Consider the following 25,846-nt stretch of genomic DNA (forward strand, 5'->3'; position numbering starts at 1 on the left):
TGGGGCTTCCGGGTCAGTGAATGTGTTGGGCGTAATGCCGCGGATCGAAGCGCAAGACCATCAGGATCATCAGTGCCATGACGCCGGTCAGGGACCACCAGGCCCATTCGAAGCTGCCGAGCTGATCGCGGATCAACCCGGCAATCAGCGGCGAGAGACCGGCGATCAGGTAGCCGATGCCTTGCACGAACGCGGTCAGGCCACCGGAACGCTGGGGATTGTCCAGATGATCCAGGGACACAATCAGGCTCATCGGGAACAGTCCGCCGATGCCGAGCCCCAGCAGACATGGCCATAACAGAGCCAGGTGTTGCGGACTGAGAACAAGCCCGCAGAAACCGGCCATGATCAGCGCCAGCAACACCACCAGCACCACGCGCCGGTCACGGCTGCGGTTGGCGATGGCCGGTGTCAGCAGGCCGGACAACACTTCCATGGCGGTCAGGAAACCCAGCAGCAACCCGGCGTTTTGTTCGCTCCAACCCTTTTCCACGTAGTACGGCGCCAGCCAGGCCAGCACACAGGTGTAGGACGCCGTGCCCAGGCCGAAGAAAATTGCGAGCAGCCAGGCACGGGAATTGCCGAAGAAGGAGCCATTGCGCTGCACCTGAGCAGACTGCGCCGGCAGCCTTTCACGTTGCACGCACCAAAACAGCAGCGCTACCAGCGCCAGTGCCGCCCAGATCGCCAGGCCTACGCGCCAGCTGCCAGTGCGGATCATCACCAGCGGCGCAAACGACGCCGCAATCGCTGCGCCGCCCATGATCGACGTGACGTAGAGCCCCATGCACACGGCAACGTTGTCGCTGAAACGGGATTTGATCAGCGCCGGCATCAACGCCTGGATCAGCGCGATACCGATACCCGCCAGCACGGCGCTGAGGATCAGTTCGGCCGCCGAATCGAGGAATAACCGCGATACCGTGGCCACGCCGATGATCAGCAGTGAGAGCACCACGGTGCGTTGTTCGCCGATTCGTTGGCTGACGCCCAGCCCAAAGAACATCGCCAGCCCCATTGCCATCACTGGCAGCATGGTCAACAACGAGGCCAGGCTGAAACTCAGTGCAATGTCGCCGCGAATCGCCGACAGCAAAGGACCGACGGCGGCCATGGACGGTCGCAGGTTCAGGGCGACAAGAATGATGCTGAACATCAGCCAGAGGGCGGGGCGGGAGATTACGCGAACGTTTTCCATCTATCGGACCTTGAATGACAAGGAGCCGATTAGGCGCGCGAGGCCTGCGGGCCGCAAATCAGAAAGTCCGGAGCAGTATTTAGAAATTAAATACTTCTGCCGCGACATTGAACCCTGTGGGAGCGGGCTTGCTCGCGAAAGCGGTGTGTCAGTCGCTACTCATGTGGCTGACACGCCGCTTTCGCGAGCAAGTCGAATCGTCGAACCGCCGCTCCCACATTGGATAGTGGTGTTTTGGAGGTTGATTGTTTAGTCGTATCGCAACCAAAGTTCTTCAAATCCCGATTTAACGGCTTATCTACCCGTGTGACGCTGCGGCTCATCTGTTTTCTGTGGTTTTTTCTATGGACGGTTGTCCCGTCGCACTTCCCTGCGAATTAGCCTTTTGGGCGCTGTGGCACTGCCGTCACGCGCGCCCACCGGATTCCTGCATTTCCCGTTGATTGTTCTTACAGGTCCCGCGCTATGCGCCGGGATCAAAGCGGCGACGCCTGTGCGTTTGCCTGACGCGGAAATAAGAGAATTCCCATGAGTGTTGCCACGACATCTTTCGCCTCCAAGCAAGAAGCCCTGACCTTTCTGGAACAGAACCCGGATATCGAGATGTTCGAGTTGTTCATCCTCGACAACAACGGTGTACCGCGGGGCAAGTTGCTGCATCGCGATGAACTGCTGGCGGTGTACGAAAGCGGGCGGCCCTTGCCGAGCACCATTCTTGGCCTGACCATCAACGGCGATGACGTGGAAAACTCCGGCCTGGTCTGGGACGTTGGCGATATCGACTGCCGGGCGTACCCGATCAGCGGCAGTTTGACGCGCATGCCGTGGCGGCTGATTCCTACGGCGGCGGTGCAGGTCAGCATGCACCCGAAGGAGGGCATGCCCGCGACGATTGCCGATCCACGGCATCTGCTGGCGAAAGTTATCGAAGGCTTGCAGGCCGACGGTTATTACCCGGTGATGGCGGCAGAGCTGGAGTTCTACCTGCTGGATCAGCAGCGCGACAGCAACGGTCGACCGCAACCGGCGCGGGATGTCGATGGCGGACGGCCGCGAGGGACTCAAGTCTACGGATTGCGTGAACTGGAACAGATCGAGCCGTTTCTGGCCGATCTCTACAGCGCCTGCAAACTGCAGGGCATTCCGGCGCGCACGGCGATTTCCGAATACGCGCCGGGGCAATTGGAAATCACCCTCGAACACCGCACCGACGCCTTGCAGGCGATGGACGAAGCGGTGCGCTACAAACGACTGGTCAAAGGCGTGGCGCACAAGCACGGGATGACGGCGTGCTTCATGGCCAAACCGTTCGATGACCTGGCGGGCACTGGCATGCACATGCACGTCAGCCTGGCGGACAAGGAGGGCAACAACCTGTTCGCCAGCGAAGCTGCGGACGGTACTCCGCTGCTCAAACAGGCGGTCGGCGGGATGCTCAGCACGTTGCTCGATTCGTTGCTGCTGTTCTGTCCGAACGCCAACTCTTACCGTCGCTTTCAAACCAACAGCTATGCGCCGCTGGCACCTACGTGGGGCGTGGACAATCGCACCGTGAGTTTGCGCGTGCCCGGCGGGCCGGCGTTTTCCCGGCATATCGAACACCGCATCTGTGGCGCCGACGCCAACCCGTATCTGGCGGCCGCGGCGATTCTGGCCGGGATCCATCGCGGTATTCGCGAACAACTCGATCCTGGCGCGCCGGTGGAGGGCAATGGGTACGCCCAGGCCACGGAACTGTTGCCGACTGACTGGTTGACCACGTTACGAGCGCTGGAGGGTTCGAGCTGGGCACGGGAAGCCTTCGGCGGTGAATTTCTCGGTGTGTACCTGGCAGTAAAACGTGCCGAGTATCGACAGTTCATGGGCGAGGTCGGCGAGCAGGACTGGCGCTGGTATTTGCATCAAGCCTGAACAGAACCTGAATCGTTCTCAAATAAGTTAGAGATTTTGGCCCAACGCCATGAGCCAACCAATCGTTGGCTTCTTTTTCACAAAATATTGATGGTTGGCTGACTAAAATTAGTGCTGTCACGGTAAATGAAATTTTCACATTTGCCGAAGGCGCTTCTTTTCAGGAACAACCGATCATAATGTTGAAGATTAAAGCCGTGCGGCCCGAGTGGGTAACACTGATTGCCAGTGCCTTCCTATTAACGGGCTGCAACCTTGTTCTCTGGCAACACCTGTTTGAGATCACGTCATCTGACGGCCAAGGCATCGTCATGCGCGTGGCGTTCGGCTTGATGATTCTGGCTGCCTTCAACATTGTGCTGACCCTACTGGCGTTCCGGCCTGTGCTCAAACCGGTCTTGACCCTGATCTTTATGATCAGCGCCGGGGTGGCGTATTTCATGGCCCAATACGGTGTTTTGATTGACACCGGGATGTTGCGTAACTTTGCGCAAACCAATGCGACGGAAGTGCGTGACTTACTCTCGATCAAGTTGCTTGTTTATATTGTTTTGCTCGGTGTTTTGCCGTCCTTTTTGTTATGGAAGACGCCGGTTAGTTACCGTCGCTGGCACCGTGAGCTACTCAGTAAAATTCTCGTGAGTGTCGCATCGGTTGCTGTGATCGGGGGGGTCGCACTGGTTAACTATCAAGGCTTGTCCTCATTGTTTCGCAATCACCATGAGTTGCGCCTGATGGTGGTGCCGAGCAACTACATCGGTGCCTCGGCCGGCTATCTGCGTGAGCAGGTCGTCTCTGCGCGGCAACCCTTCGTCACGCTGGGCGAAGATGCCCAGCGAAATCCCGCCTTGCAAACCCACGGCCGCAAATCACTGACCGTACTGGTGGTGGGCGAAAGTGCCCGGGCCGAGAACTTCGGCATCCTGGGGTATGACCGTGACACCACGCCCAAACTGAGTAAAGAAGCTGGCTTGATCGCTTTTACCGATGTTCATTCCTGCGGGACGGAAACAGCGGTGTCGGTGCCGTGCATGTTCTCCGACATGGGCCGCAAGAATTACAACGCCAGCAAGGCAAAAAACCAGGAAGGCCTGCTGGACGTGCTCAAGCGCGCGGGTCTCGATGTGATCTGGCGCGATAACCAATCGGGCTGCAAAGGCACGTGCGATCGGGTCACCCTCGACGACGTCAGTAACCTGAAAGACCCGGTACTGTGCGCCAATAGCGAATGCCGCGATGAAATCCTGCTGCAGGGTTTGCAGCACTTCATCGATACCCTGAATAAAGACACGGTACTGGTGTTGCACCAGATGGGCAGTCACGGTCCGGAATACTTCAAGCGCTACCCGAAAGAATACGAGCGCTTCACCCCGGTCTGTGAAAGTAACGCCCTGAACAATTGCAGCCGCGAAAGTATCGTCAATGGCTACGACAACACCCTGGTGTATACCGACCACGTGCTGTCCACCCTGATCGATTTGTTGCGTAGCAATCAGGGTAAAGTCGACACCGCGATGCTCTATCTGTCGGACCACGGCGAATCCCTGGGTGAGTACAACTTGTTCCTGCATGGCACGCCTTACATGCTGGCGCCGGAACAACAAAAACATGTCGCGATGCTGGCCTGGTTTTCCGACAGCTATCAAAAGTCGTACTCGGTGGACGCTAATTGCCTGCAACAGAGCCGCGAAAAACCCTTGAGCCAGGACAACCTGTTCCATTCGATGCTCGGTTTGCTGGAGGTCAAGAGCAAGGTCTACAACCAGGACCTGGATATGTTTGCCGGGTGTCGCGGTGCGGTGACCGACGGTGTGTTGGCCAAAGAGTGAGTGCTTCAACCTTTTTTCCACGCACCGGTCGCTAACCTGCGGCCGGTTAGCGTTTTTCCCCCGAGAACCATTGCACATGTCTGCTCAATCCCCATCCGCCATCGAGCTTGAGATCGCCCGGCGCTACGATCAGGAACACGCCCGCGTCTGTCTTCAGCCGCGCCCCCGTGGCCTGGCCGGGCGGTTGACGTTCTGGCGTGACGAGCAACTGGTGCGCAACGCGCTCAAGGCTGCCGGCGAACCGGGGTTGGTGCTTGATTTGGCCTGCGGTGTCGGGCGCTACTGGCCGGTACTGGCTGAGCATGCAAACCGGGTGATTCTCGCGGCCGACCCGTCGCAGGACATACTCGATCATGCCCGCACCCACCATCCGCAGAACTTGCTGGAACGGGTCAAGACCTTTCAGAGTTCAGCGTTCACCATTGGCTTGTCGGCGAATGCGGTTGACTGCATTTTTTGCATGCAACTGTTTCAACACATCGCCTGCCCTGAGCATCGTTTGGCCATGCTTAAGGAATTCCATCGGGTCAGTCGCGATACGGTGATTGTGGCGGTACGGGTCGATGCTCATTTCAAAGGCCGGCGCATAGATGTACAGGGCGTTCCGGTCCGACCGTTGGTCAGCAAGGCCGAGGTGGAAGCCGAGTTCAAGCGCGCAGGTTTGCGCTTGCTCAGTCATCAGGACTTCCTGCCCGGCTGTGCGCGGATGCGCGTCTACGTACTGCGTAAGGCCGGCTAGTCTCCGCTTATCAGACATTTCTTGCTGTTCGGCAGGCATTTTCGCTAAAGCTCTTGTTCAGTGGATGCGAGGAAATCGCCGGGGGCGATATATACTGCGCGCCATTCTTCAAGGGAGAGCCGTGTGGCCATCGATATTCACTGGATTCGCGACAACGATAGCCTCGGTCAGTTTTGCGCTGAGTGGCAGCAGCTGCCATTCGTTGCCCTCGACACCGAATTCATGCGGGTCGACACCTTTTATCCGATTGCAGGCCTGCTGCAGATCGGCGATGGCGTACGCGCTTACCTGATTGACCCGCTGAGCATCGACAACTGGCAGCCGCTGGCCGCGTTGCTGGAAAACCCGGCCGTGGTCAAAGTCGTCCATGCGTGCAGCGAAGACCTCGAAGTCCTGCTGCGCCTGACCGGCAGCCTGCCAGTGCCGCTGTTCGACACCCAGTTGGCCGCCGCTTACCTGAACCTCGGTTTTTCCATGGGCTATTCGCGGCTGGTGCAGGAAGTGCTCGGCATCGACCTGCCCAAGGGCGAGACCCGTTCCGACTGGCTACAACGTCCACTTTCCGACACCCAAATCAGCTACGCCGCCGAAGATGCCTTGCACTTGGCGGAAGTTTTTGTGCAGCTGCGTCCGAAACTGTCTGACGACAAGTACGCCTGGGTCCTGGAAGACGGCGCCGAGCTGGTGGCCAACCTGCGCCGTGAAGTTGATCCGTATGAGGTCTATCGCGAAGCCAAGCTGGCCTGGAAGCTTTCCCGCGCCCAGCTCGCCGTATTGCGTGAACTGTGTGCCTGGCGCGAGCGCGAAGCCCGCGCCCGTGATCTGCCGCGCAACCGCATCGTGCGGGAGCATTCCCTGTGGCCGCTGGCGCGGACTCAGCCGGACAACCTTGGCGCGTTGGCGAAAATCGAAGACATGCACCCGCGCACCGTGCGTCAGGACGGCGAGTTTCTGCTTGATCTGATCAAACGCTCTGGCAGTGTGTCGCCAGATCAATGGCCGCCAGCAGTGCCGGAGCCTTTGCCGGTGGACGCCGCCGCACTGGTCAAACAGCTGCGTGCGATCGGCCAGGCCGAAGCCGAGCGCCTGAACATTGCGCCGGAGCTGATGCTGCGCAAGAAAACCCTGGAAGCGCTGCTCAAGAGCGGCTACCCCAACGGCCCCTACCAATTGCCTGATTCGCTGCGTGGCTGGCGCCGCGAATTGATGGGCCAGGCGCTGCTCGACAGCCTGGCCACCGCCGGAGAACAGCCTTGAAGCGTATTTGTTCCATTTATCGAAGCTTGAAGAAAAACGAGATGTACCTCTATGTGCTCAAAAGCGATGCACTGGAGCGCGTCCCGGAAAGTCTGATGGCCGCCTTCGGCAAACCGCATCACGCCTTCGACCTGGTGCTGACCCCGGAGCGCAAACTGTCGCGCGAGGACATCACCGTGGTACTGGAAAACCTTGAGAAGCAGGGTTACCACTTGCAAATGCCGCCGGCCGAAGACGAATACATCGAACACTTGCCGGAAGAATTGCTGCGCCGCAACGACCCGATGTGACCGGCAGACAGGCTCTGTTCAGAGCCTTTATGAAACACTGGAATGATTTTGGCGATGGCCAGGCCGATGGAGCGTTACTCCATTGGCGGCCGACTGCTCTGTTTTTGAAAGGTTTGAACCATGCGCGTTCTGATTGCTGAACACGACCACCCTGTGTACGCCCAGCTGTTGCGTCAAGCAGCGCCCGACCTGGAAGTGCTGACCAGCGGCGACTCCGCCGAACTGGCCAGCCAGGCCGCTGATTGTCCGATCTGGCTCGGTCAGCCGGACTTGCTGGCGACCTTGCTGCGTCAGGGCCACGAGCCACAATGGCTGCAATCGACCTGGGCGGGCATTACGCCGCTGCTGGCCGACGGCTTGCCACGTCACTATCGCCTGACTCGGGCGGTGGGGATTTTTGGTCAGGTCATGGCCGAATACGTGTTGACCTACATGCTCGGCCACGAGCGCGAAGTGCTGCCGCGGCTGGTCAGCCAGGTCGAGCGCAAGTGGGACAGTCGCCAGGGCCAAAGCCTGGCTGGCCGCAAAGTGTTGATCGTTGGTACCGGTGATATCGGCCAGACCGTGGCGCAGTTTCTTCTGCCGTTTGGCGTCGAGTTGTACGGCATCGCCAGCGAAGCCCGCGAGCAGGCGCCGTTTGTCGAAGTCGGGGCATTGGCTGATCTGCCGCGTCTGGTGGGTGAAGTGGATTACGTGATCAATCTGCTGCCCAATACACCCAACACCCACGATCTGTACGACGCGGCGCTGTTCAAGCAGTTCAAGCCGACCGGGTTGTTCATCAACGTCGGGCGTGGCGTGGCGGTGGTCGATGCGGACCTGGTGGAGGCCTTGAAAGAAGGGCATCTGGCCGGTGCCGTGATTGACGTCTGCCGTCAGGAGCCGCTACCGCAACGTCATCCGTTCTGGACCGCCTGGGGCCTGCTGCTGACCGGCCACAGCTCGGCACCGACCTCGCCATCGATGATGGTGAACCTGTTTGTCGAGAACCTGCGGGCGTATCAGGCGGGTGAGGCATTGCGTGGGGAAGTGGATTTCAATCGCGGGTATTGAATTCACCCTATGAACCTGTAGGAGCCGAGCTTGCTCGCGATGGCGATCTCACAGTCAACGATGATGTTGAATGTGATGGCCTCATCGCGAGCAAGCTCGGCTCCTACAGTAGATCTTCGGTGTGGCTTAGAGGGTGAAGTCGCCTTCGGCGGCCAACTCGCTCAGCGGACGACGTGGGCTTGGCTCTTCACGCGCTTGCAGGTACTCCGCCAGCGTCGCCTTGTCGCCCAGTTTGCCCACCGCTACCGCTGCGTGCAGCGCATAACCCTCAGGAATGTTCAGCTCCTTGCGCGTCAGGTCCTGGTCGAAACCGGCCATGCCGTGGGTGTGCCAGCCGCTGATGCTCGCTTGCAGCGCCAGATGGCCCCAAGCGGAACCGGTGTCGAAGGTGTGCCACAAGGCCGGGGTTTCTTCGGTGGCGCCAGGTACCGCGAAGGTGGTTTTCGAGATCACGATCACCAGTGCCGAGGCGTGCTGCGCCCAGCCGCGGTTGAACTCATTCAGCAGGCCCAGGAAACGCTCCCAGTTCGGCGTGTCGCGACGTGCATAGAGAAACCGCCAAGGCTGCGAGTTGTAAGCCGATGGCGCCCAGCGCGCGGCTTCGAAGAAGCTCAGCAGGGTTTCTTCCGGGATGCTTTCGCCGGTAAAGGCGCGGGGCGACCAGCGGTCGGTGAACTGAGGGTGGATGGCATAGTCGGCAACGCGTGGATTAGCGCTCATCAAGTGATTCCTTGCTACGTTTGAAAGAATGGGGCGACGCAAAACCCTACTGGGCGGCGCAATAACTGACAAGCTCGTTTTACCGGCAGTCGCCAACGCTTGGCCCACAAGGGCCTTGGCACTAGACTGGCGGCCTTTTCACCACCTGATGTTGATGCTTGAGCCATGGCCGCCAAAGTCGAACCGTTCTGGATACGCAAAACCCTCGATCAACTCGATCAAGAGGAATGGGAATCGCTGTGCGACGGCTGTGGCCTGTGCTGCCTGCAAAAGCTCGAAGATGAAGACGACAACAGCGTCTACTACACGCGTATCGCCTGCAAACTGCTGGACCTGAAAACCTGTCAGTGCACCGATTACCCGAACCGCCGCGATTTCGTCCCCGATTGCATCCAGCTCACGCCCGGCAAGGCCGATGAGTTCAAGTGGCTGCCGCCGACCTGCGGCTATCGACTGGTCAGCGAAGGCAAGGACCTGCCGCTTTGGCACCATCTGGTGTGCGGTGATCGCGATGCGGTGCATCACGCGCGAATTTCCCAGTCCGGGCGCATGCTCGCCGAAGGCAGCGTGGCCGACGACGATTGGGAAGACCATCTGATTTTTCGGGCGGGTTAATTACCACTCACAAAATGGGTAGTGATTACTAGAATTCAGGGCTGCTACGCAGCCTCGCGCGAGCAAGGAGTGTGTATGGCTGTGGGATTGCGGCTGGCGTTGGCCTTTGGGCTTTTGGCCCTGAGTTCACCCGTGTGGGCGGTGAAGAAGGTTGATCTGGATTACCACGTGCGCCTGTTGCCGCAAAGCGATCAGGCTGAAGTGCGACTGACCCTGGCCCAGGGTTCGGCAGTACGCAGCCTGGATTTTGACCTGGGCGACGGTAGCCAATACAGCGATTTCAAGGCCGACGGCCAATGGCAGTTCACGCCGGGCAAGCAGGCCCGTGGTGTCTGGCGTCCGGCCGCCGACAAGGCCAGCCTGACCTACCGCGTACGCATCAGCCAAGGGCGCAAGAGCGGCAGCTTCGATACGCGCATGACGCCAACGTGGGCGCTGATGCGCGGCGACGATCTGGTGCCGGCGGCCAAACTCGATCAGCAGGACGGCATCGAGTTGGTTTCACGCCTTGAATTCGAATTGCCCACCGGCTGGAAAAGCGTTGAAACTGCCTGGCCGCGAATCGGCAAGAACAAATTCCGGGTCGATAACGTTTCTCGCTTGTTCGACCGGCCCACGGGCTGGATGCTCGCCGGCCACCTCGGTAGCCGTCGCACGCGGCTTGGGGAAACCGAAGTCACCGTCGCCTCGCCTCAGGGCCAGGGCATGCACCGCATGGATGTGCTGACGCTGCTGACTTTTGTCTGGCCGCAAGTGCAGGCGGTGTATCCCCGTCATCCCGTCAAACTGTTGATCGTCGGTGCCAACGACCCGATGTGGCGTGGCAGTCTGGGCGCTCACGAATCGATCTATCTGAACACGCGTCTGCCGCTGGTCAGCGAAAGCGGCAGCAGTGCACTGGTGCGGGAATTGGCGCAGGTGTTCGGACTGATCAACGACCAACAGCGCAGTGACTGGATCAGCGAAGGTTTTGCCGAGTATTACGCCATCGAACTGGTGCGCCGCGCCGGCGGCATGAGCGATGAGCGGTATGAGAGTTTGCAGAAGAAGTTGGCCAAGGACAGCCAGAAGGTCACGACCTTGCGTGGTGATCAGGCCAGCCCGGCGCAGGTGTCGAAAGCGGTCGTGTTATTGCAGGAACTGGATCGCGAGATTCGCCTGAAGACCCGCAACAAGCGTTCGCTGGATGATGTGTTGCGCGGGGCGATGCATTTGCAGAGTGTGGATACCAAGGAGTTTGTTCAACTGGCCGAAAGCGTGATTGGCGAGTCCTCCAAAGTCCTCGATACCGAGTTACTTCAGTAACACCGCCATCGTCGGAGCGCCGCCCGGAGCAAGCCCGCTCCCACAGTGATTGGCGGCGATCATAAATGTTGTATACGCCGCATAACCCTGTGGGAGCGGGCTTGCCCGCGAAGAGGCCGTAAGCCTCACCACATCTTCTGGATCAAACCCCGGTTTTAGGCGACTTCAACGAATCATTACCGGTCACGGTAGCGGTATTGGTCGCCGCTTCGGCATTCGCCTTCAACCGGTTCAGCTCTTCACCCGCCCGCTGAATCTTCGCCCGCACGTTGTTCATGTCCTGACGGCTTTTCTCCAGCAGGCTTTTCGCTGAACTGTGCCCGGTAATACCACGCGCCAGGGCCACACCGCCGATCGCCACTTGAATCAACCCGAACACACCACCGCGACGCAGGCCCTTGCCGACCATCACCACGCCGCCGGCCAGTGAACCGATACGTTCCCAACCCTGCACGTTCTGCTCCGTGTGAGTCTGGAACGGGGTGGATTCGATGCGTTCTACGCGTTTGAGTTCGCTCATGATCTGTCTCCTGGCTGGAATGACTGCTTCAAGAATAGATAATTAAGCTGACTGCCGAGGCGGGCGGCTTGTTCCATCGGATATGTGCTGAATCAGCGAAACTTTGCCCCGGAACGAGTGTTGAGCCCCTTGGACATGCGGTCATAGAGCACGACGTTGACGGTGGCCGCCAGGTTCATGCAACCGGTGGTGGGGATGTAGACCACGTCTTCGCACCAGTCGCGAATCTCTTTATCCAGCGAGCCGTCTTCCGGGCCGAAGATGTATAGCGCGCGGTCCGGATGGGTGTATTCCGGCAGCGAACGGGCACCTTCCACCAGTTCCACAGCGACTGGAACACAGCCCAGCGGCAGGATTTTTTTCAGGTCGTCGATGCCGATCAGCGGAATGTCGTAGTGGACGCGCTTGGTGTCGGTGACGAAGTCGGCGGCGCGTTCATAACGCTTGCCGGTATAGAACACGGACGCCACGCCATAACAGCCAGCGGCGCGCATCACCGAACCGACGTTCTCCGGTGATTTGGGGTTATACAAACCAATGCAGCTGTACCGTTTGTCTGCCACGAGCGGGGTGCCTTCGGGGAAAAAACGGCGATTATACGGGGATTGGGGGAGGGTGGTCAGTTTGTAGATTGGTGGTGTCTGGTCGGCCGTCTTCGCGAGCAAGCCCGCTCCCACATCGATCTCAGGTGAATACACTACTGGCGTACGCCACAGATCAATGTGGGAGCGGGCTTGCTCGCGAAGGGGCCGGTTGAAGCACTGAAGATCTTCAGTCTTCTTTCTTCATCAACCCGGCCAACGCGGCAAACGGGTTATGCGTCGCCTTGGCGATTTTCGGTGAGCTCAGCGAGCCTTCACCGAAATACTGTTGATCGGTGTACCGCGAGTGTTCGTTGTCGTGGCAATACAGGCACAACAATTCCCAGTTCGAGCCATCCTGAGGGTTGTTGTCGTGGTTATGGTCGCGGTGGTGCACGGTCAGTTCGCTCAGGCGCTTGCCGGAAAACTCACGGGCGCAACGACCGCAAACGTGCGGGTACATTTTCAGGGCCTTGTCGCGGTAACCCATTTCCTTGTCGCGCTGGTTGTCGGCAAGGATGCGGTCCAGTTTCGACGTGTTGGTCGGTGTTGACGAACTCATGGGTTCACCTTTGTAAAAGACTAATGACGGTATTAATCGCAGTTTAGCTCAGCCCTTGAGCTTCTCGGCAATCCAGATGGTGTGACGGGTGCCTTTGTTGCCATGGGCGAAGACCTGGACTTCCTCGGCCTTGAAGCCGGCCTTCTTCAGTTTGTCGGAAAACTGTCGGTCAGCGCTCGCGGACCAGACGGCCAGCACGCCTTTAGGCCGCAGGGCCTTGGCGCAGGCGCTCAGGCCGCCAGCGGAGTAGAGCCAGCTGTTGGCCTTCTGGGTCAGGCCTTCGGGGCCGTTGTCGACGTCGAGCATGATTGCGTCGAATCCTTGTGGCTCGGCTTGCAGGACGTTGGCCACGTCTTCCATGCGAATGACCGTGCGCGGGTCCAGCAGCGGGTTCCCGGCTTTCTCACCCAGCGCGCCACGGTTCCACTCCACCACCCCCGGCACCAGTTCCGCGACCACCACTTCAGCGGTCTTGCCCAAATGCTTGAGGGCCGAGGCGAGGGTGAAGCCCATGCCCAGGCCGCCGATCAGCACGCGCGAATTCGGCCGGCCGGCCACTTTACGGCACGGGATCTCCGCCAGAGCGTCTTCCGAGCCGTGCATGCGGGTGTTCATCAGTTGCCCGCCGTCGCCGCCCTGGATCTTGATGACGAAATCCTCACCGTATTCGAACAGGCACAAGGCACCGCCATTTTCAGGAATTGGAGCGGTGTCGAGCAGAACGAAACGTTTCATGGGATTCACTTGAGGAGAAATTGGCATAAGAGGGAGAAGGCAAACACGCGCCGTTGGGAGTAGCCTGCAAAAACACAAAAAGGCCAACGGAGCCATTGATGAAGCGCACCATTCTAACGGTCATTGCCTTGGCCGCGCTCTCGATAACTGCAGTGCAGGCCCAGCAGTTGCAAACCACCCCCACTAGCCCTGCGCCGCTGCCCGGTTCGCCCGGCACCGCGACCCCGACACCGTACCCGCAAATCACCCCGACCAGCGTGCCCAAGGTCGGGCCCGGCAGTGGCGGCCCGCCGTTGGTGCCGATTGAAATGCCTAGCCCGCCGACCAAGGACCAGCCACTGCCGGTGCCGGAGCAAACCCCGTCGAAAGCCAAACCGCCCGGCGGTTAAACCTGCTGCGAGAGCAGTTGCCCATCGGCCATGCGCAGGCGTTTGGAGAGGGAAACGGCGAGGGCACGGATGATTTTTGCGGCGATTTTCGGCGCGTCGTTGAGCATCTTTTCCAGCGAATCCTTGCCCAGATTGAGCAACTGGCAATTGCTTGCGGCCACGCAACTGGCCGAGCGACGTTCGCCGTCGAGTACAGCCATTTCGCCGAACGCCCGACCGCTGCGCAACGTTGCCATGGTCACCAGGTGACCGTCGCTGTTGGTTTTCTGTACCGCCACCTGGCCGGTATGGATGATGCACATGAAGCTGCCGGCATCGCCCTCATGGAAAATCTCTTCGCCCTGAGCAATGGTGCTGATGCTGAAGTAGCCCGAGGCCGCGGCGAAGTCCGCCGGCAGCAGTTGATCGAACAGGCCACAGTCCATCAGCCAGTCGCGAATTTCGTTGTTCAGTAAGGTCGGTTCTGACATGTCGTCACGGTCTTTTTCTTGTGTCTGTTGCTGTTCCGGATCTGCAATCCACCACACACATCCCCAGTGGGAGCGGGCTTGCTCGCGAAGAGGCCATCACATTCAACATCAATGTTGTCTGACACACCGCCTTCGCGAGCAAGCCCGCTCCCACAGGGGATGTGTGTGGTGTATCGGCGTCCAGTGTTCAGAGTTAAGACCCGCACGCCGAACGGAGTTCCTCAGGCGATGCCCAAAACCTTGAAAACAAATGCGTATTCGAGTGCTACGTCACGCAATCCCTGATAACGACCGCTCATCCCGCCGTGCCCGGCACCCAATTCGGTCTTGAGCAGCAGGGGATTTGCGTCGGTTTTGGTCGCGCGTAATTTCGCCACCCACTTGGCCGCTTCCCAGTACTGCACGCGACTGTCGTTGTAGCCGGCGATCACCAGCGTCGCCGGATAAGCTTGTGCGGTGACGTTTTCGTACGGGGCGTAGGCCTTGATCCGATCATAGACGTCCGGTTCTTCAGGATTGCCCCACTCGTCGTATTCGGTGACGGTCAACGGCAGGTCCGGGTCGAGCATGGTGTTCAGCACGTCGACGAACGGCACTTCGGCAATCGCAGCAGCAAACAACTCCGGCCGCTGATTGAGCACCGCGCCGATCAGCAGGCCACCGGCGCTGCCGCCGCTGATCGCCAGTTGCTGTGAAGTCGTGAAACCATTGGCGATCAGGTGTTCGGCGCAGGCGATGAAGTCGCTGAAGGTGTTGTGTTTGTGTTCCTGCTTGCCGGCGCGATACCAGGCTTCGCCCAGTTCACCGCCACCACGCACGTGAGCAATGGCGAACGCCACGCCTCGATCCAGCAGACTCAAGCGGGCATGGGAGAACCACGGGTCGAGGCTTTCGCCGTAAGCGCCATAGCCGTACAGATAAAGCGGCGTCGGCTTACCGAGTGCTTCGCGTTTGACGACGAGGCTGATCGGCACTTTCGTACCGTCAGGTGCCGTTGCCCACAGGCGCTGACTGACGTAGGCATCGGCGTCGAACGGACCGAGCACCGGGGTTTCCTTGAGGACTTTCTGCTCGCCGCTGCCCAAGATCAGTTGGCGGATTTGCGCCGGACGGTTCAGCGCTTCATAGCGCAGACGGATCCTGTCGCTGACGAACTCCAGACTGTTCTGCACATGAAGGCTGTAGGCCGCATCCGGTAATTGCACGCGGTAGCTCGGCAGGTCTTGCGGATGAACTTCGATGATCGGCAAGCCACCCTCACGCAAGCTCAGGGTCATGGCACCGGCATTCAGGCTCATGCCTTCGATCATCACCGTGTCGCTGTGGGGGATCAGGTTCTGCCAGTCGGCCTCGGTCGGCGCCACGCCGGTGTCTACGGCGTGGTACAGGGCAAAGTTGATGCCGTCGCGATTGGTGCGAATGAACCAGGTCCATTGACCGTCGAGCGCGCCGTGATCGACGTCGTACTCATGGTCTTCAGCCCTCGGTGCGATGCAGGTAAACGCCTGTTGCGGCTGGAACGCGTCGAGCACCCAGACTTCGCTGGTGGTCTTGCTGCCCAAGGACAGCAGCAATTGCTGCTCGGAACTGGAGCGGTAGCAATGCATGAAGAATCGACCGTCCGGCTCATGGAACACTTCTTCGGCTGCCGTACCGTCCAGCCGATAGCGGAACAATTTGTGCGGGCGATGGGTGTCGTCCAGTTCGCCGAAGAACAGCGTCAGGCTGTCATTGGCCCAGGTCATGCTGCCGTCGCAATCCTGGAATTCCAGTTCACTGACACGGCCGTTGGACAATTCCTTCACGAACAGCGTGAAAATCTCATCGCCCGTGGCGTCAATGCTGTAGGCCAGACGCTGGTGGTCCGGGCTGATACTGAAGGCGCCCAGGGAAAAGAAGCCGCCGTTGGCCAGTTCATTGGGGTCCAGCAGCAGTTGTTCCTGGCTTTCGTCGAGCTGCAGGCTGTCATCGGCAGGGCGCGGGCAGCGGTAGTGGCGGGCATATTCATCACCGGCCGTGGTGCGCGTGTAATACAGGTACGGACCCCAAGGGGAGGGCAAGGACAGGTCGGTTTCGAGAATCCGGGCCTTGATCTCTTCGAACAGGGTTTCACGCAACCCGGCCTGATCGGCGGTTTGCGCCTCTTGGTAGCGGTTTTCCGCTTTCAGGTAGTCGAGCACCGCGTCGGTGTCGCGCTCCTGCAGCCAGGCATACGGGTCGTCGCCTTCGGCCTTGTGGGCGATGGGAGCGTCGGAAACGTTGACGGATAGGGGCATGAAGGACTCTCGAACAATGTACAGAATAAGGGCTTCGCAACGTGTGGGAGCGGGCTTGCTCGCGAAGAGGCCAGCAGTTTCAACATCTCTGTTGACTGACACATCGCTTTCGCGAGCAAGCCCGCTCCCACAGGGGGTGCGTTTTTCAGACTGGCATTGGGGCAAGCCTGACGTGCGAAAAGTCGTTACTATAAGCGCCTCTTTGCCTGCCTTGCCATGGACACCATGACCGAGAACGACTATCTGATCGCTTGGGGCCTCTACGCCTTCGCCGCTTTGGGCTGCCTGTTGGTGTGGATGCGTATCACCCGCTGGATGTGGCGCTGGCTGCGTGAGCCGCTGCGGCTATTGGTTGCTGTGTTGCTGTTCAGCCCGACCATCATTGATCCGGTTAAGGAAAAGGTTGCCCCGGCCATCGCCATTACTGCCCTTGATCTATTGTTCAAGGTCGGCAACAACGCCTGGCGCGCAATTTCCGACCTGTTCATGTACGGCATCATCGCCTTCGGCATTTACCTGGTATTTGTGGCGATCCGTTTCCCTATCGAACGTGCGTCCAACGCTCGCAAGGAACAGGCTGCCGCTGCCAAGGCTGCGGCCAGGTCCGATGATCCTGAAGAGGATCATCCCTTCGGCGGTGCGGGCGATGATCGTTACGGTCGTCCACCGGTGCCGAGCAACCCTCAGCGAATGCGGGTCGAACCGCGACTGTAACCTGCCCCTGCCTTTGAGCGAGAATCCGAGCATGTGTGAGTTATTGGGCATGAGCGCCAATGTGCCGACCGATATCGTGTTCAGCTTCACCGGGCTGATGCAGCGCGGCGGCCGCACCGGTCCGCACCGTGACGGCTGGGGCATCGCTTTTTACGAGGGCCGTGGCCTGCGCCTGTTTCAGGACCCGGCGGCGAGCTGTGAGTCCGAGGTCGCGAACCTGGTGCAGCGCTATCCGATCAAGAGCGAAGTGGTGATCGGGCACATCCGCCAGGCCAACGTCGGCAAGGTCTGCCTGTCCAATACCCATCCGTTTGTGCGTGAGCTGTGGGGCCGTAACTGGTGTTTCGCCCACAACGGCCAACTCGCGGACTTTCAACCGATCAAGCGTTTTTACCGCCCGGTCGGCGATACCGACAGCGAGGCGGCGTTCTGCGATCTGCTCAACCGCGTGCGCGCAGCGTTCCCGGAACCGGTCGAGGTCGAAGAACTGCTGCCAGACCTGGTGGCCGCCTGCGCTGAATACCGCAGCAAAGGCGTATTCAACTGCCTGCTCAGCGATGGCGACTGGTTGTTCTGCTATTGCTCCACCAAACTGGCGCAAATCACCCGTCGCGCGCCATTCGGCCCGGCGCGCTTGAAGGACGTCGATGTGATCGTCGATTTCCAGGCCGAAACCACGCCCAACGACGTGGTCACGGTGATCGCCACCGAACCGTTGACCGAAAACGAAACCTGGACCCGCTACGAACCGGGCCAATGGAGCCTCTGGCGACGCGGTGAATGCGTCAGCCAGGGCAAGACCGAATAAGGATTTCCCTTCATGTTGCTCAGTTATCTACGGCTGGTGTTGTTCGCGGCGGGCCTGTTGATCGGTGTCCAGGTGCCGGGATTCATCAACGACTATGCCAAGCGCGTCGAAGCGCATCTGATTGAGGCGCAGACCGGTCTGAGCGGTTTTCAGGGCACGGCGAATCAGTTCTTCAAGGGTGACATGCAGGCATTGGTGGCCCATTACCGCGCCAGCGAAGACCCGATCTTTCGCAGCGATGCCGACAGCCTGAGCACCTTATTGACCCGTCAACTGGCCCTCGATAAACAGTTCCAGGCCATGCAGGGGCCGTGGTACATCCGCTTCCTGCAGGTTGCACTGGCGGCTGATCCGGATATTCGCAAGGAAACCTGGAATGGCTACAGCTACCAGATCCTGCTGACGCCGGAAGCGATGATCTGGGGCATGAGCGGGGCGATGCTGTTGTCGTTCGGCATTGAATGCCTGTTCCGTCTGATCGACTGGGTGGTGCTGGGCGGCAAACGCTTGCGCCAGAGCCGGCCGATCGAAGATCGGGATGTGCGCGGGTTGTAAGGGGGTTACGCGATCTCTGTGGCGAGGGGGTTTACCCCCGTTCGGCTGCGCAGCAGTCGTGAAACCGGCACACGCGGTTTACCTGATACATCGAGGCGTCTGGTTTTGGGGCCGCTTCGCGACCCAACGGGGGTGAACCCCCTCGCCACAGGGGGGCGGTGTTCAGCGGGCTAGGACGATGTAGTTCTCACCCACCTTCTTCGCATACCCGTCCAACACCTGCTGACACAACGCCACGATTTCTTCGACCCACTCCACGCCAACCCGCCACGACACCACCACCTGCAAATTCGGTGGCCGTTGATCGATGGCCAGCAAGGTCAACTCCCCCCGCGCCAGTTCCTCGGCGACCAGCACCGGTGGCAGCGCGCCAATACCGAAACCATCCCGCAGCAACCGGGTGATCGCCGATACCGAGTTCACGCAGTTCAACCGTGGCGTCAAGATGCCGTTGGCTTGCATCAGGGCGAGAATCTCCTGATGCGGATGGGAGTTTTTCGAATAGGTAATGATCCGTTCCCGCGCCAGATCGGCAATGCCTGAATACTCGCGGTTGTAGATCGAATTCGTAGCCACAATCCAGCCCATCGGGTGACTGGCCAGCTCAAGGCTGCGTACGCTTTCCTGACGCAACAGGTCGGTTTGCAGGATCAGATCGAGAAAGCCTTTTTGCAGCTGATCGCAGAGGTTGAGCGCGGTATCGGCCACTAACTCGATTTCCACCAGCGGATAGTGATCCATCATTTGCGCCACCAACGGGCTCAACCAGGTATGGATGACCGTGTCCATCACGCCGATGCGAACCCGTCCGACCTTGCTCGAGCGGGTTTCGATCGACTGCTTGAGGGCTTGCATGGTGTCCATCATTTGCTCGGCGTACTCGAGCACTTTCAAGCCTTCGGGCGTCAGGCTCACGCCGCGTGAATCGCGCAGGAACAGCTTCACCCCGAGCTCGCCTTCAAGCACGGCAATGCGGCTGGAAATCGACGCCTGGGTGGTGAAGAGCTTGTCCGCCGTCAGGCGAAAACTCTTGAGTCGGGCGACCCAGACAAAGGTCTCGAGAAACTTCAGGTTCATAAGGACAAATTTTTCTTATGTCTAGAGCGGGTTTTTATTAGTTGGACGCAGCAGGGCAGGGAGCCCAAAAATCAGGTCATCCGGTTCCCACGATAGGCGTCGTCGGGGCTCAGAACAATACCAATAAAAATTAGCGCGGAGATTTGCCATGAGTGCGCCCGACACGCTCGACATCCCCAAAGCCACGGTTCGTCCAGGACCTTTCGACTGGTACCACAATATCAACAAGCAGGAGCGCCGCACCTTCTGGAGCTGCAAGATCGGCTATGGCCTGGACGGCATGGACACCCAGATGCTCAGCTTCGTGGTGCCGACCCTGATTGCGATGTGGGGCATCACCACCGGCGAGGCCGGGTTGATTCACACCAGCACCCTGATCGCCTCGGCCATCGGCGGTTGGGTGGCGGGGATTCTCTCCGACCGCATCGGTCGCGTACGCACCTTGCAACTCACCGTGCTGTGGTTCGCCTTCTTCACCTTCCTCTGCGGTTTCGCCCAAAACTACGAACAACTGCTGATCAGCCGCACGCTGATGGGCTTCGGTTTCGGCGGCGAATGGACCGCTGGCGCGGTGCTGATGGGTGAAGTGATTCGCGCCAAGGACCGCGGCAAGGCTGTTGGCATGGTGCAATCCGGCTGGGCATTGGGTTGGGGGCTGACGGCGATCCTGTATGCGCTGCTGTTCTCGGTACTGCCGCCGGAAGACGCCTGGCGCGCACTGTTCATCCTTGGCATTGTGCCGGCGATCTTTGTGATCTTCGTCCGTCGACTGGTCAAGGACCCGGAAATCTATCGCGAAGCCAAGGCCAAGCAAGAACCCGGCAACCCGGCAAAATTCTACGAGATCTTCGCTCCCGGCATCCTTTTCACCACAATTCGCGCGTCGGTGCTGACCACCGGTGCTCTGGGCGGCTACTACGCGATCACCTCCTGGTTGCCGACCTTTCTGAAGAACGAACGCGGGTTGAGCGTACTCGGTACGGGTGGTTATCTGGCGATGGTGATCATCGGTTCCTACGTCGGTTACGTCATCAGCGCGTATTTGACTGACATCCTCGGGCGTAAAAAGAACTTCATTCTGTTCGCGGTCGGCTCGTTCACCATTGTTCTGCTCTACACCCAATTGCCGGTTAGCAATGGCGTGATGCTCTGGCTGGGCTTTCCCCTTGGCTTCTTCGCATCGGGGATTTTCAGTGGCATGGGCGCGTTTTTGACCGAGCTGTTTCCAACGCGGATTCGTGGTTCGGGTCAGGGCTTTTGTTACAACATCGGCCGGGCACTGGCGGCATTGTTCCCGCTGTTGATCGGCTTGATGAGCCAGAAGGTGCCATTGAGCGTAGGAATCGGTGCCTTTGCGGCGGTGTCCTACGGGGTGGTGATTCTTGCGGCCCTGAGCCTGCCGGAAACCCGTGGCAAGCAACTCGAAGCCCAATAACTTAATGCCCAGCAACTGATAATCTGCGGGCCTGCCGTTACAAAAAGTGTCCCGCAGTTAAAAAGAATAAAGCTGAAAGGAGTGTTCACCGTGAGCCGCCTGCTATTGAACTGCGACATCGGCGAGAGTTTCGGCAACTGGACCATGGGTCTGGACGCCGAGGTCATGCCCTTCATCGATTGCGCCAACATCGCCTGCGGCTTCCACGCCGGCGACCCTAGCATCATGCGCAAGACTGTCAGCCTGGCCTTGAGCAACGGCGTGCAGATCGGCGCACATCCGGCGTATCAGGATCTGGTCGGCTTCGGCCGCCGCTCCATGGCCTACACCGCCCAGGAACTTCAGGACATTGTGCATTACCAGATCGGCGCCCTCGACGGCATTTGCCAGGCTCAGGGCGCGCGGGTGAGTTACGTCAAACCACACGGCGCGATGTACAACGACATGATGGCCAACCCGGCGCAATTGCGCGCGGTGCTTCAGGCCGTGGCGTCCTATGATCGTGAGTTGCCGCTGATGTTGATGGCCACTCGCGACAACAGCGCAGCCCAGCGATTGGGCGATGAATACGGCGTGACCCTGTGGTTCGAAGCCTTCGCCGATCGCGCTTACGACAGCGCGGGAATGCTGGTCTCGCGGCAACTGCCGGGCGCAGTGCATCACGATCCCGAGACAATCATCGAACAAGCCCTGACCATTGCCCGCGGCGGCAATCTCACGGCCAGCGATGGCAGTGCCTTGCATTTGCAGGCCAACACCCTTTGCGTACACGGCGACAATGCCAGTTCGGTAGCCGCCGTGCGGCGTATTCGCGAAGCACTTGATCAGCAGAGCGCGCCATGAACCTGCGGGTAGAAGTGGTGGCGCTGGATTGTTTGATGGTCCGTCTGTTTGATCAGATCAGCGAGGCCAACATGCCGTGGATGCTCGCCGCCAGTGAAAGTCTGCGTGCTGCATTCGCCGGGCATCTGATCGATCTGGTGCCATCCTATACGACGTTGATGGTGCATTACGACCTGACCGCGTTGAGTCCGGCTCAGGCTCGGGAGCTGATCGCCGAGGCCTTGATCGATCTGTCGCCCAACGCCTGCACCCGCGGCAAATGTCATGTGTTGCCGGTCTGGTATGACTTGAGCGTTGGCCCGGAGTTGAGTCTGTTGTCCCAGCGCAGCGGATTGGCCGTGGATGAAGTGATCCGCCGCCACAGCGCGCGCGAATATCAGGTGTTCGCCTTGGGTTTTGCGCCGGGTTTCGCCTTCATGGGGCTGGTGGAAGAAGCGCTGGCCGCGCCGCGATTGAACACTCCGCGTAAAAAGGTAGCCGCGGGCAGTGTCGGCATCGCCGAACGGCAAACGGCCGCTTATCCGGTGGTGTCCCCCGGTGGCTGGAATCTGATCGGCCGCACCCCGGCCAAATTGTTCGACCGCGAACGCGACGGCTACAGCCTGATGCAACCAGGCGACACGGTGCGCTTCGAAGCCGTCAGCCATGCCGAATTCATCAATCTGGGCGGTGATGACACGCCGTTGGAGGCGCAGGCATGAGCCGTCTATCAATAGAAGCGAGTACACCGCTGTGCCTGTTACAAGACGCTGGCCGTTTCGGCGTGCGGCATCTGGGCGTGACCCAGGGCGGGGCGGCGGATTGGCGATCGATGTCGTGGGCCAATTGGTTGCTGGGCAATGGCCTGGATGCACCGGTGATTGAAATCACCCTCGGTGGGTTCACAGTCGTTGCCGAAGAGGATTGCGTGCTGGCTTTGGCTGGGGCAGATCTGGGAGCTCAGGTGGATGGCGAGTCGTTGGCGCCGTGGCGCAGTTTCAGGCTGAACAAAGGTCAGCGATTGCAATTTACTCAGCCGCTGCTTGGCGCCCGGGCATATTTGGCGGCCCCGGGCGGATTCGATGCGCCAAAGGTGTTGGGCAGTAGCGCAACGGTGGTCCGTGAGGAGCTCGGTGGGCTTGACGGTATGGGCCGGGCGTTGGCCAAAGATGCGCAGTTGAGCTATTCGGGCAGCTCGCTGTTACTGCTGCGGGAGTTGGCGCGCGAACAGGTGCCGGACTTCAAACTCAACGCGCCGCTGGACCTGGTGCTCGGTGCCCAGATCGGCGAGTTCAGTGGACAGAGTTCGTTTGACGCGTTCAACAGCATCTGGACCCTCGACAGCCGTGCCGACCGGATGGGCATCCGCTTGCTGGGAACGGCGTTGCAGTATCAGGGGAAGCCGATGATTTCCGAAGGCATCCCGCTGGGCGCGGTTCAGGTGCCGCCGGACGGGCAGCCGATTGTGCTGCTCAATGATCGGCAGACCATTGGCGGCTATCCGCGATTGGGGGCGTTGACGCCGCTGGCGCTGGCGCGACTGGCGCAGTGTCTGCCGGGGACGCAGGTACGGTTGAAACCGGTGGTGCAGGATGTCGCGCATCGCGAACACGTCGAATATCTGCGACGATTCCTGAATAGCTAAAAGCTTCGCGAGCAAGTCGAATCGTCGCACCGCCGCTCCCACATTGAATCCCTGTCGTACACAGATCAACTGTGGGAGCGGGCTTGCTCGCGAAGGCGTCAGTCCAGACAACAACGATTACTTGGAGAGAAACCGCATCCCTTCCTCCAACCCCCGCAACGTCAGCGGATACATCTGATCGTTAATCAAGTCCCGCACGATGTTGGTCGAAGACGTATAGCCCCACGTATCTTTCGGATACGGGTTGATCCAGATGACCTTCTTGTACTTCTCCATGAACCGCTGCATCCACACATAACCCGCTTCTTCGTTCCAGTGCTCGACGCTGCCGCCGGCCTGGGTGATTTCGTACGGGGCCATGGCGGCATCACCGATGAAGATCACTTTGTAGTCGGCGCCGTATTTGTGCAGCAGATCCTGGGTCGAAGTGCGCTCGGACGTGCGGCGCATGTTGTTCTTCCATACCGATTCATAAACGAAGTTGTGGAAGTAGAAATACTCCAAGTGCTTGAACTCGGTCTTGCAGGCCGAGAACAGCTCTTCGCAGATCTTCACGTGGGCGTCCATCGAGCCGCCGATGTCGAACAGCAGCAACAGCTTGACGGTGTTGCGCCGCTCCGGACGCATCTGGATGTTGAGCAGCCCGGCATCACGGGCGGTATGGTCGATGGTGCCATCGATGTCCAGCTCTTCCGCCGCACCCTGGCGCGCGAATTTGCGCAGCCGTCGCAGGGCGACCTTGATGTTGCGCGTACCCAGTTCCACCGAATCGTCGAGGTTCTTGTATTCGCGCTGATCCCAGACCTTGACCGCTTTGCCCTGGCGTTTGCCGGCATCGCCGACCCGAATGCCTTCCGGGTTGAAGCCGCCGGAGCCGAACGGGCTGGTGCCACCGGTGCCGATCCACTTGTTACCGCCGGCATGGCGTTCTTTCTGTTCTTCGAGGCGTTTCTTGAACTCTTCGATCAGCTTGTCCAGGCCACCGAGGGACTGGATCGCCGCCCGCTCTTCGTCGGTCAGCGAACGCTCGAACTCCTTGCGCAACCAGTCTTCCGGGATCAAGGCCTGAAGGTGGTCGTCGAGTTTTTCCAGGCCGTTGAAATAGGCGCCGAAGGCCCGGTCGAACTTGTCGAAATGCTTTTCGTCCTTCACCAGAATCGCCCGGGACAAGTAATAAAACTCGTCCATGTCGGCGAAGGTCACGCGCTGTTTCAGCGCGTTGATCAGGTCGAGCAGCTCCCGTACCGAGACCGGTACCTTGGCTGCGCGCATTTCATTGAACAGGTTAAGCAGCATGGCTATCGCCCTCTATCTTGTTAAACAGAGGGATCAGCGAGTGCCGCGACGGCTCATGAACGCCAGACGCTCAAGCAATTGCACGTCTTGTTCGTTCTTCACCAACGCGCCGGCCAGTGGCGGAATGGCCTTGGTCGGATCGCGCTCGCGTAGCACCGCTTCGCCGATGTTGTCGGCCATCAGCAGCTTCAGCCAGTCCACCAGTTCGGAGGTCGATGGCTTTTTCTTCAGGCCCGGCACCTTGCGCACATCGAAGAACACGTCCAGCGCTTCGCTGACCAGGTCTTTCTTGATGTTTGGGTAGTGCACATCGACGATCCTCTGCATCGTGGTGCGATCCGGGAAGGCGATGTAGTGGAAGAAGCAGCGGCGCAGGAAGGCGTCCGGCAGTTCTTTCTCGTTGTTGGAGGTAATGATGATGATCGGGCGTTTCTTGGCCTTGATGGTCTCGTCGATCTCGTAAACGTAGAATTCCATCTTGTCGAGTTCTTGCAGCAGGTCGTTCGGGAATTCGATGTCGGCCTTGTCGATTTCGTCGATCAGCAGGATCACCCGCTCTTCGGATTCGAAGGCTTCCCAGAGCTTGCCCTTTTTCAGGTAGTTGCGAACGTCGTGAACCTTTTCCGTGCCCAGTTGTGAGTCGCGCAGACGGCTGACCGCGTCGTACTCGTACAGGCCCTGATGCGCCTTGGTGGTGGACTTGATGTGCCAGGTGATCAATTTGGCGCCGAAGGACTCGGCCAGTTGCTCGGCGAGCATGGTCTTGCCCGTGCCCGGCTCACCCTTGACCAGCAGTGGACGCTCCAGGGTGATGGCGGCGTTGACTGCCAGCTTCAGGTCATCGGTGGCGACGTAGGCCTGGGTGCCTTCGAACTTCATCTGCTAATCCTCGAACGGTAACGCCGACCTGAACGAGGCAGGGCGGGGCGCAATAATTGTAGTACCCGACTATAACGCGGTGCCTGGGCGACTGTGAACGCAGACGGCTTATTCAGTCTCTGAATGGGGCGTCACATCTTGACTCAGTCTCGGCCGCTAGCCAGT

At 59.5% G+C, this 25,846-nt stretch carries 27 protein-coding genes; 16 read left to right on the forward strand and 11 right to left on the reverse strand.

Going from position 1 to position 25,846, the window contains the following annotated elements; translation table 11 throughout:
• Positions 1–13: 13 nt before the first annotated feature.
• On the reverse strand, positions 14–1,198 hold the full coding sequence (locus KW848_RS07010) for a cyanate transporter (RefSeq protein ID WP_218536404.1): 1,185 nt from the start codon (positions 1,196–1,198) through the stop codon (positions 14–16).
• A 528-nt stretch (positions 1,199–1,726) separates the two neighbouring features.
• On the opposite strand from KW848_RS07010, the gene KW848_RS07015 reads away from it, so the two are divergent.
• The 6 genes from KW848_RS07015 to KW848_RS07040 all read left to right on the forward strand — a co-directional run bounded on the left by KW848_RS07015 (position 1,727) and on the right by KW848_RS07040 (position 8,277).
• Positions 1,727–3,109, forward strand: coding sequence for a glutamine synthetase family protein (locus KW848_RS07015; RefSeq protein ID WP_218536405.1), 1,383 nt, complete (start codon positions 1,727–1,729; stop codon positions 3,107–3,109).
• A gap of 179 nt (positions 3,110–3,288) precedes the next feature.
• Positions 3,289–4,938 (forward strand): phosphoethanolamine transferase, encoded by a 1,650-nt coding sequence (locus KW848_RS07020; RefSeq protein ID WP_218536406.1) that lies wholly within the window; start codon positions 3,289–3,291, stop codon positions 4,936–4,938.
• Positions 4,939–5,014: 76 nt separating this feature from the next.
• On the forward strand, positions 5,015–5,677 hold the full coding sequence (locus KW848_RS07025; RefSeq protein ID WP_111450815.1) for a class I SAM-dependent methyltransferase: 663 nt from the start codon (positions 5,015–5,017) through the stop codon (positions 5,675–5,677).
• A 123-nt stretch (positions 5,678–5,800) separates the two neighbouring features.
• Positions 5,801–6,934, forward strand: coding sequence for a ribonuclease D (gene rnd, locus KW848_RS07030; protein WP_192406639.1), 1,134 nt, complete (start codon positions 5,801–5,803; stop codon positions 6,932–6,934).
• The gene (locus KW848_RS07035; RefSeq protein ID WP_007898694.1) at positions 6,931–7,224 is read left to right on the forward strand and encodes a YcgL domain-containing protein; all 294 of its coding nucleotides are present in this window, start codon (positions 6,931–6,933) and stop codon (positions 7,222–7,224) included. Before rnd ends, KW848_RS07035 begins: the two co-directional genes overlap by 4 nt.
• Positions 7,225–7,344: 120 nt before the next feature.
• Positions 7,345–8,277 carry a D-2-hydroxyacid dehydrogenase gene (locus KW848_RS07040; RefSeq protein ID WP_111450813.1) on the forward strand — a complete coding sequence of 311 codons (933 nt, stop codon included), beginning with the start codon at positions 7,345–7,347 and terminating at the stop codon, positions 8,275–8,277.
• Between the two features lie 126 nt (positions 8,278–8,403).
• Here the strand turns inward: KW848_RS07040 and KW848_RS07045 are convergent, their stop codons facing one another.
• Positions 8,404–8,997 (reverse strand): nitroreductase family protein, encoded by a 594-nt coding sequence (locus tag KW848_RS07045; protein WP_008153118.1) that lies wholly within the window; start codon positions 8,995–8,997, stop codon positions 8,404–8,406.
• A gap of 165 nt (positions 8,998–9,162) precedes the next feature.
• On the opposite strand from KW848_RS07045, the gene KW848_RS07050 reads away from it, so the two are divergent.
• Together KW848_RS07050 and KW848_RS07055 are read left to right on the forward strand one after the other, a co-directional pair.
• Positions 9,163–9,612, forward strand: coding sequence for a YcgN family cysteine cluster protein (locus KW848_RS07050; RefSeq protein WP_218536407.1), 450 nt, complete (start codon positions 9,163–9,165; stop codon positions 9,610–9,612).
• Positions 9,613–9,687: 75 nt separating this feature from the next.
• Positions 9,688–10,917, forward strand: coding sequence for a hypothetical protein (locus KW848_RS07055; RefSeq protein ID WP_218536408.1), 1,230 nt, complete (start codon positions 9,688–9,690; stop codon positions 10,915–10,917).
• A 142-nt stretch (positions 10,918–11,059) separates the two neighbouring features.
• Here KW848_RS07055 and KW848_RS07060 read toward each other — a convergent pair whose 3' ends face one another.
• From KW848_RS07060 to KW848_RS07075, 4 genes are all read right to left on the reverse strand, one after another.
• On the reverse strand, positions 11,060–11,437 hold the full coding sequence (locus KW848_RS07060) for a DUF2892 domain-containing protein (RefSeq protein WP_046046102.1): 378 nt from the start codon (positions 11,435–11,437) through the stop codon (positions 11,060–11,062).
• A gap of 92 nt (positions 11,438–11,529) precedes the next feature.
• Positions 11,530–12,000, reverse strand: a complete 471-nt coding sequence (locus tag KW848_RS07065) for an RNA methyltransferase (protein ID WP_008153126.1) — start codon at positions 11,998–12,000, stop codon at positions 11,530–11,532.
• A 208-nt stretch (positions 12,001–12,208) separates the two neighbouring features.
• Positions 12,209–12,580, reverse strand: coding sequence for a YajD family HNH nuclease (locus tag KW848_RS07070; protein ID WP_111450808.1), 372 nt, complete (start codon positions 12,578–12,580; stop codon positions 12,209–12,211).
• A 48-nt stretch (positions 12,581–12,628) separates the two neighbouring features.
• Positions 12,629–13,315 carry a spermidine synthase gene (locus KW848_RS07075; protein ID WP_111450806.1) on the reverse strand — a complete coding sequence of 229 codons (687 nt, stop codon included), beginning with the start codon at positions 13,313–13,315 and terminating at the stop codon, positions 12,629–12,631.
• Positions 13,316–13,413: 98 nt separating this feature from the next.
• Here KW848_RS07075 and KW848_RS07080 point away from each other — a divergent pair, with 98 nt between their 5' ends.
• Positions 13,414–13,704: a hypothetical protein gene (locus KW848_RS07080; RefSeq protein WP_111450805.1), complete on the forward strand. Its 291-nt coding sequence runs from the start codon at positions 13,414–13,416 to the stop codon at positions 13,702–13,704.
• On the opposite strand, the gene KW848_RS07085 is transcribed toward KW848_RS07080, so the two are convergent.
• Both KW848_RS07085 and KW848_RS07090 read right to left on the reverse strand, forming a co-directional pair.
• Positions 13,701–14,174, reverse strand: a complete 474-nt coding sequence (locus KW848_RS07085) for a cyclic nucleotide-binding domain-containing protein (protein WP_033053557.1) — start codon at positions 14,172–14,174, stop codon at positions 13,701–13,703. The genes KW848_RS07080 and KW848_RS07085 overlap by 4 nt on opposite strands.
• Positions 14,175–14,395: 221 nt before the next feature.
• Positions 14,396–16,450 (reverse strand): S9 family peptidase, encoded by a 2,055-nt coding sequence (locus tag KW848_RS07090; RefSeq protein ID WP_218536409.1) that lies wholly within the window; start codon positions 16,448–16,450, stop codon positions 14,396–14,398.
• Positions 16,451–16,666: 216 nt separating this feature from the next.
• Between KW848_RS07090 and KW848_RS07095 the strand changes: the two genes are divergently transcribed.
• Genes KW848_RS07095 through KW848_RS07105 form a run of 3 tightly spaced genes read left to right on the forward strand, consistent with a single transcriptional unit; the run spans position 16,667 to position 18,527 of the window.
• The gene (locus KW848_RS07095) at positions 16,667–17,164 is read left to right on the forward strand and encodes an MFS transporter (RefSeq protein WP_218536410.1); all 498 of its coding nucleotides are present in this window, start codon (positions 16,667–16,669) and stop codon (positions 17,162–17,164) included.
• A 31-nt stretch (positions 17,165–17,195) separates the two neighbouring features.
• Positions 17,196–17,972 carry a class II glutamine amidotransferase gene (locus KW848_RS07100; RefSeq protein ID WP_111450801.1) on the forward strand — a complete coding sequence of 259 codons (777 nt, stop codon included), beginning with the start codon at positions 17,196–17,198 and terminating at the stop codon, positions 17,970–17,972.
• A gap of 12 nt (positions 17,973–17,984) precedes the next feature.
• Complete coding sequence (locus KW848_RS07105; RefSeq protein ID WP_218536411.1) at positions 17,985–18,527, forward strand: DUF2937 family protein; 543 nt, start codon at positions 17,985–17,987, stop codon at positions 18,525–18,527.
• Between the two features lie 162 nt (positions 18,528–18,689).
• Here the strand turns inward: KW848_RS07105 and KW848_RS07110 are convergent, their stop codons facing one another.
• Positions 18,690–19,604: a LysR family transcriptional regulator gene (locus KW848_RS07110; protein WP_111450798.1), complete on the reverse strand. Its 915-nt coding sequence runs from the start codon at positions 19,602–19,604 to the stop codon at positions 18,690–18,692.
• Between the two features lie 148 nt (positions 19,605–19,752).
• On the opposite strand from KW848_RS07110, the gene KW848_RS07115 reads away from it, so the two are divergent.
• From KW848_RS07115 to KW848_RS07130, 4 genes are all read left to right on the forward strand, one after another.
• Positions 19,753–21,039 carry an MFS transporter gene (locus KW848_RS07115; protein ID WP_111450797.1) on the forward strand — a complete coding sequence of 429 codons (1,287 nt, stop codon included), beginning with the start codon at positions 19,753–19,755 and terminating at the stop codon, positions 21,037–21,039.
• A gap of 90 nt (positions 21,040–21,129) precedes the next feature.
• Positions 21,130–21,882 (forward strand): 5-oxoprolinase subunit PxpA, encoded by a 753-nt coding sequence (locus KW848_RS07120; protein WP_218536412.1) that lies wholly within the window; start codon positions 21,130–21,132, stop codon positions 21,880–21,882.
• Positions 21,879–22,583, forward strand: coding sequence for an allophanate hydrolase subunit 1 (locus tag KW848_RS07125; protein ID WP_192406651.1), 705 nt, complete (start codon positions 21,879–21,881; stop codon positions 22,581–22,583). Before KW848_RS07120 ends, KW848_RS07125 begins: the two co-directional genes overlap by 4 nt.
• Positions 22,580–23,506 carry a biotin-dependent carboxyltransferase family protein gene (locus KW848_RS07130; protein ID WP_218536413.1) on the forward strand — a complete coding sequence of 309 codons (927 nt, stop codon included), beginning with the start codon at positions 22,580–22,582 and terminating at the stop codon, positions 23,504–23,506. Before KW848_RS07125 ends, KW848_RS07130 begins: the two co-directional genes overlap by 4 nt.
• Before the next feature lie 117 nt (positions 23,507–23,623).
• On the opposite strand, the gene KW848_RS07135 is transcribed toward KW848_RS07130, so the two are convergent.
• On the reverse strand, positions 23,624–24,802 hold the full coding sequence (locus tag KW848_RS07135) for a VWA domain-containing protein (protein ID WP_008153157.1): 1,179 nt from the start codon (positions 24,800–24,802) through the stop codon (positions 23,624–23,626).
• A 33-nt stretch (positions 24,803–24,835) separates the two neighbouring features.
• The gene (locus KW848_RS07140; protein WP_008153159.1) at positions 24,836–25,681 is read right to left on the reverse strand and encodes a MoxR family ATPase; all 846 of its coding nucleotides are present in this window, start codon (positions 25,679–25,681) and stop codon (positions 24,836–24,838) included.
• Positions 25,682–25,846 lie beyond the last annotated feature (165 nt).

It is taken from the genome of Pseudomonas sp. PDM25, from assembly GCF_019219045.1.
Classification (GTDB): domain Bacteria; phylum Pseudomonadota; class Gammaproteobacteria; order Pseudomonadales; family Pseudomonadaceae; genus Aquipseudomonas.

What these genes read in the sequence shown, in the direction of transcription:
- KW848_RS07010 (WP_218536404.1), bottom strand. Translation starts at nt 1,198, where the DNA reads ATGGAAAACGTTCGCGTAATCTCCCGCCCCGCCCTCTGGCTGATGTTC.
- KW848_RS07015 (WP_218536405.1), top strand. Translation starts at nt 1,727, where the DNA reads ATGAGTGTTGCCACGACATCTTTCGCCTCCAAGCAAGAAGCCCTGACC.
- KW848_RS07020 (WP_218536406.1), top strand. Translation starts at nt 3,289, where the DNA reads ATGTTGAAGATTAAAGCCGTGCGGCCCGAGTGGGTAACACTGATTGCC.
- KW848_RS07025 (WP_111450815.1), top strand. Translation starts at nt 5,015, where the DNA reads ATGTCTGCTCAATCCCCATCCGCCATCGAGCTTGAGATCGCCCGGCGC.
- KW848_RS07040 (WP_111450813.1), top strand. Translation starts at nt 7,345, where the DNA reads ATGCGCGTTCTGATTGCTGAACACGACCACCCTGTGTACGCCCAGCTG.
- KW848_RS07045 (WP_008153118.1), bottom strand. Translation starts at nt 8,997, where the DNA reads ATGAGCGCTAATCCACGCGTTGCCGACTATGCCATCCACCCTCAGTTC.
- KW848_RS07050 (WP_218536407.1), top strand. Translation starts at nt 9,163, where the DNA reads ATGGCCGCCAAAGTCGAACCGTTCTGGATACGCAAAACCCTCGATCAA.
- KW848_RS07055 (WP_218536408.1), top strand. Translation starts at nt 9,688, where the DNA reads ATGGCTGTGGGATTGCGGCTGGCGTTGGCCTTTGGGCTTTTGGCCCTG.
- KW848_RS07060 (WP_046046102.1), bottom strand. Translation starts at nt 11,437, where the DNA reads ATGAGCGAACTCAAACGCGTAGAACGCATCGAATCCACCCCGTTCCAG.
- KW848_RS07070 (WP_111450808.1), bottom strand. Translation starts at nt 12,580, where the DNA reads ATGAGTTCGTCAACACCGACCAACACGTCGAAACTGGACCGCATCCTT.
- KW848_RS07075 (WP_111450806.1), bottom strand. Translation starts at nt 13,315, where the DNA reads ATGAAACGTTTCGTTCTGCTCGACACCGCTCCAATTCCTGAAAATGGC.
- KW848_RS07080 (WP_111450805.1), top strand. Translation starts at nt 13,414, where the DNA reads ATGAAGCGCACCATTCTAACGGTCATTGCCTTGGCCGCGCTCTCGATA.
- KW848_RS07085 (WP_033053557.1), bottom strand. Translation starts at nt 14,174, where the DNA reads ATGTCAGAACCGACCTTACTGAACAACGAAATTCGCGACTGGCTGATG.
- KW848_RS07090 (WP_218536409.1), bottom strand. Translation starts at nt 16,450, where the DNA reads ATGCCCCTATCCGTCAACGTTTCCGACGCTCCCATCGCCCACAAGGCC.
- KW848_RS07095 (WP_218536410.1), top strand. Translation starts at nt 16,667, where the DNA reads ATGGACACCATGACCGAGAACGACTATCTGATCGCTTGGGGCCTCTAC.
- KW848_RS07100 (WP_111450801.1), top strand. Translation starts at nt 17,196, where the DNA reads ATGTGTGAGTTATTGGGCATGAGCGCCAATGTGCCGACCGATATCGTG.
- KW848_RS07105 (WP_218536411.1), top strand. Translation starts at nt 17,985, where the DNA reads ATGTTGCTCAGTTATCTACGGCTGGTGTTGTTCGCGGCGGGCCTGTTG.
- KW848_RS07110 (WP_111450798.1), bottom strand. Translation starts at nt 19,604, where the DNA reads ATGAACCTGAAGTTTCTCGAGACCTTTGTCTGGGTCGCCCGACTCAAG.
- KW848_RS07115 (WP_111450797.1), top strand. Translation starts at nt 19,753, where the DNA reads ATGAGTGCGCCCGACACGCTCGACATCCCCAAAGCCACGGTTCGTCCA.
- KW848_RS07125 (WP_192406651.1), top strand. Translation starts at nt 21,879, where the DNA reads ATGAACCTGCGGGTAGAAGTGGTGGCGCTGGATTGTTTGATGGTCCGT.
- KW848_RS07130 (WP_218536413.1), top strand. Translation starts at nt 22,580, where the DNA reads ATGAGCCGTCTATCAATAGAAGCGAGTACACCGCTGTGCCTGTTACAA.
- KW848_RS07135 (WP_008153157.1), bottom strand. Translation starts at nt 24,802, where the DNA reads ATGCTGCTTAACCTGTTCAATGAAATGCGCGCAGCCAAGGTACCGGTC.
- KW848_RS07140 (WP_008153159.1), bottom strand. Translation starts at nt 25,681, where the DNA reads ATGAAGTTCGAAGGCACCCAGGCCTACGTCGCCACCGATGACCTGAAG.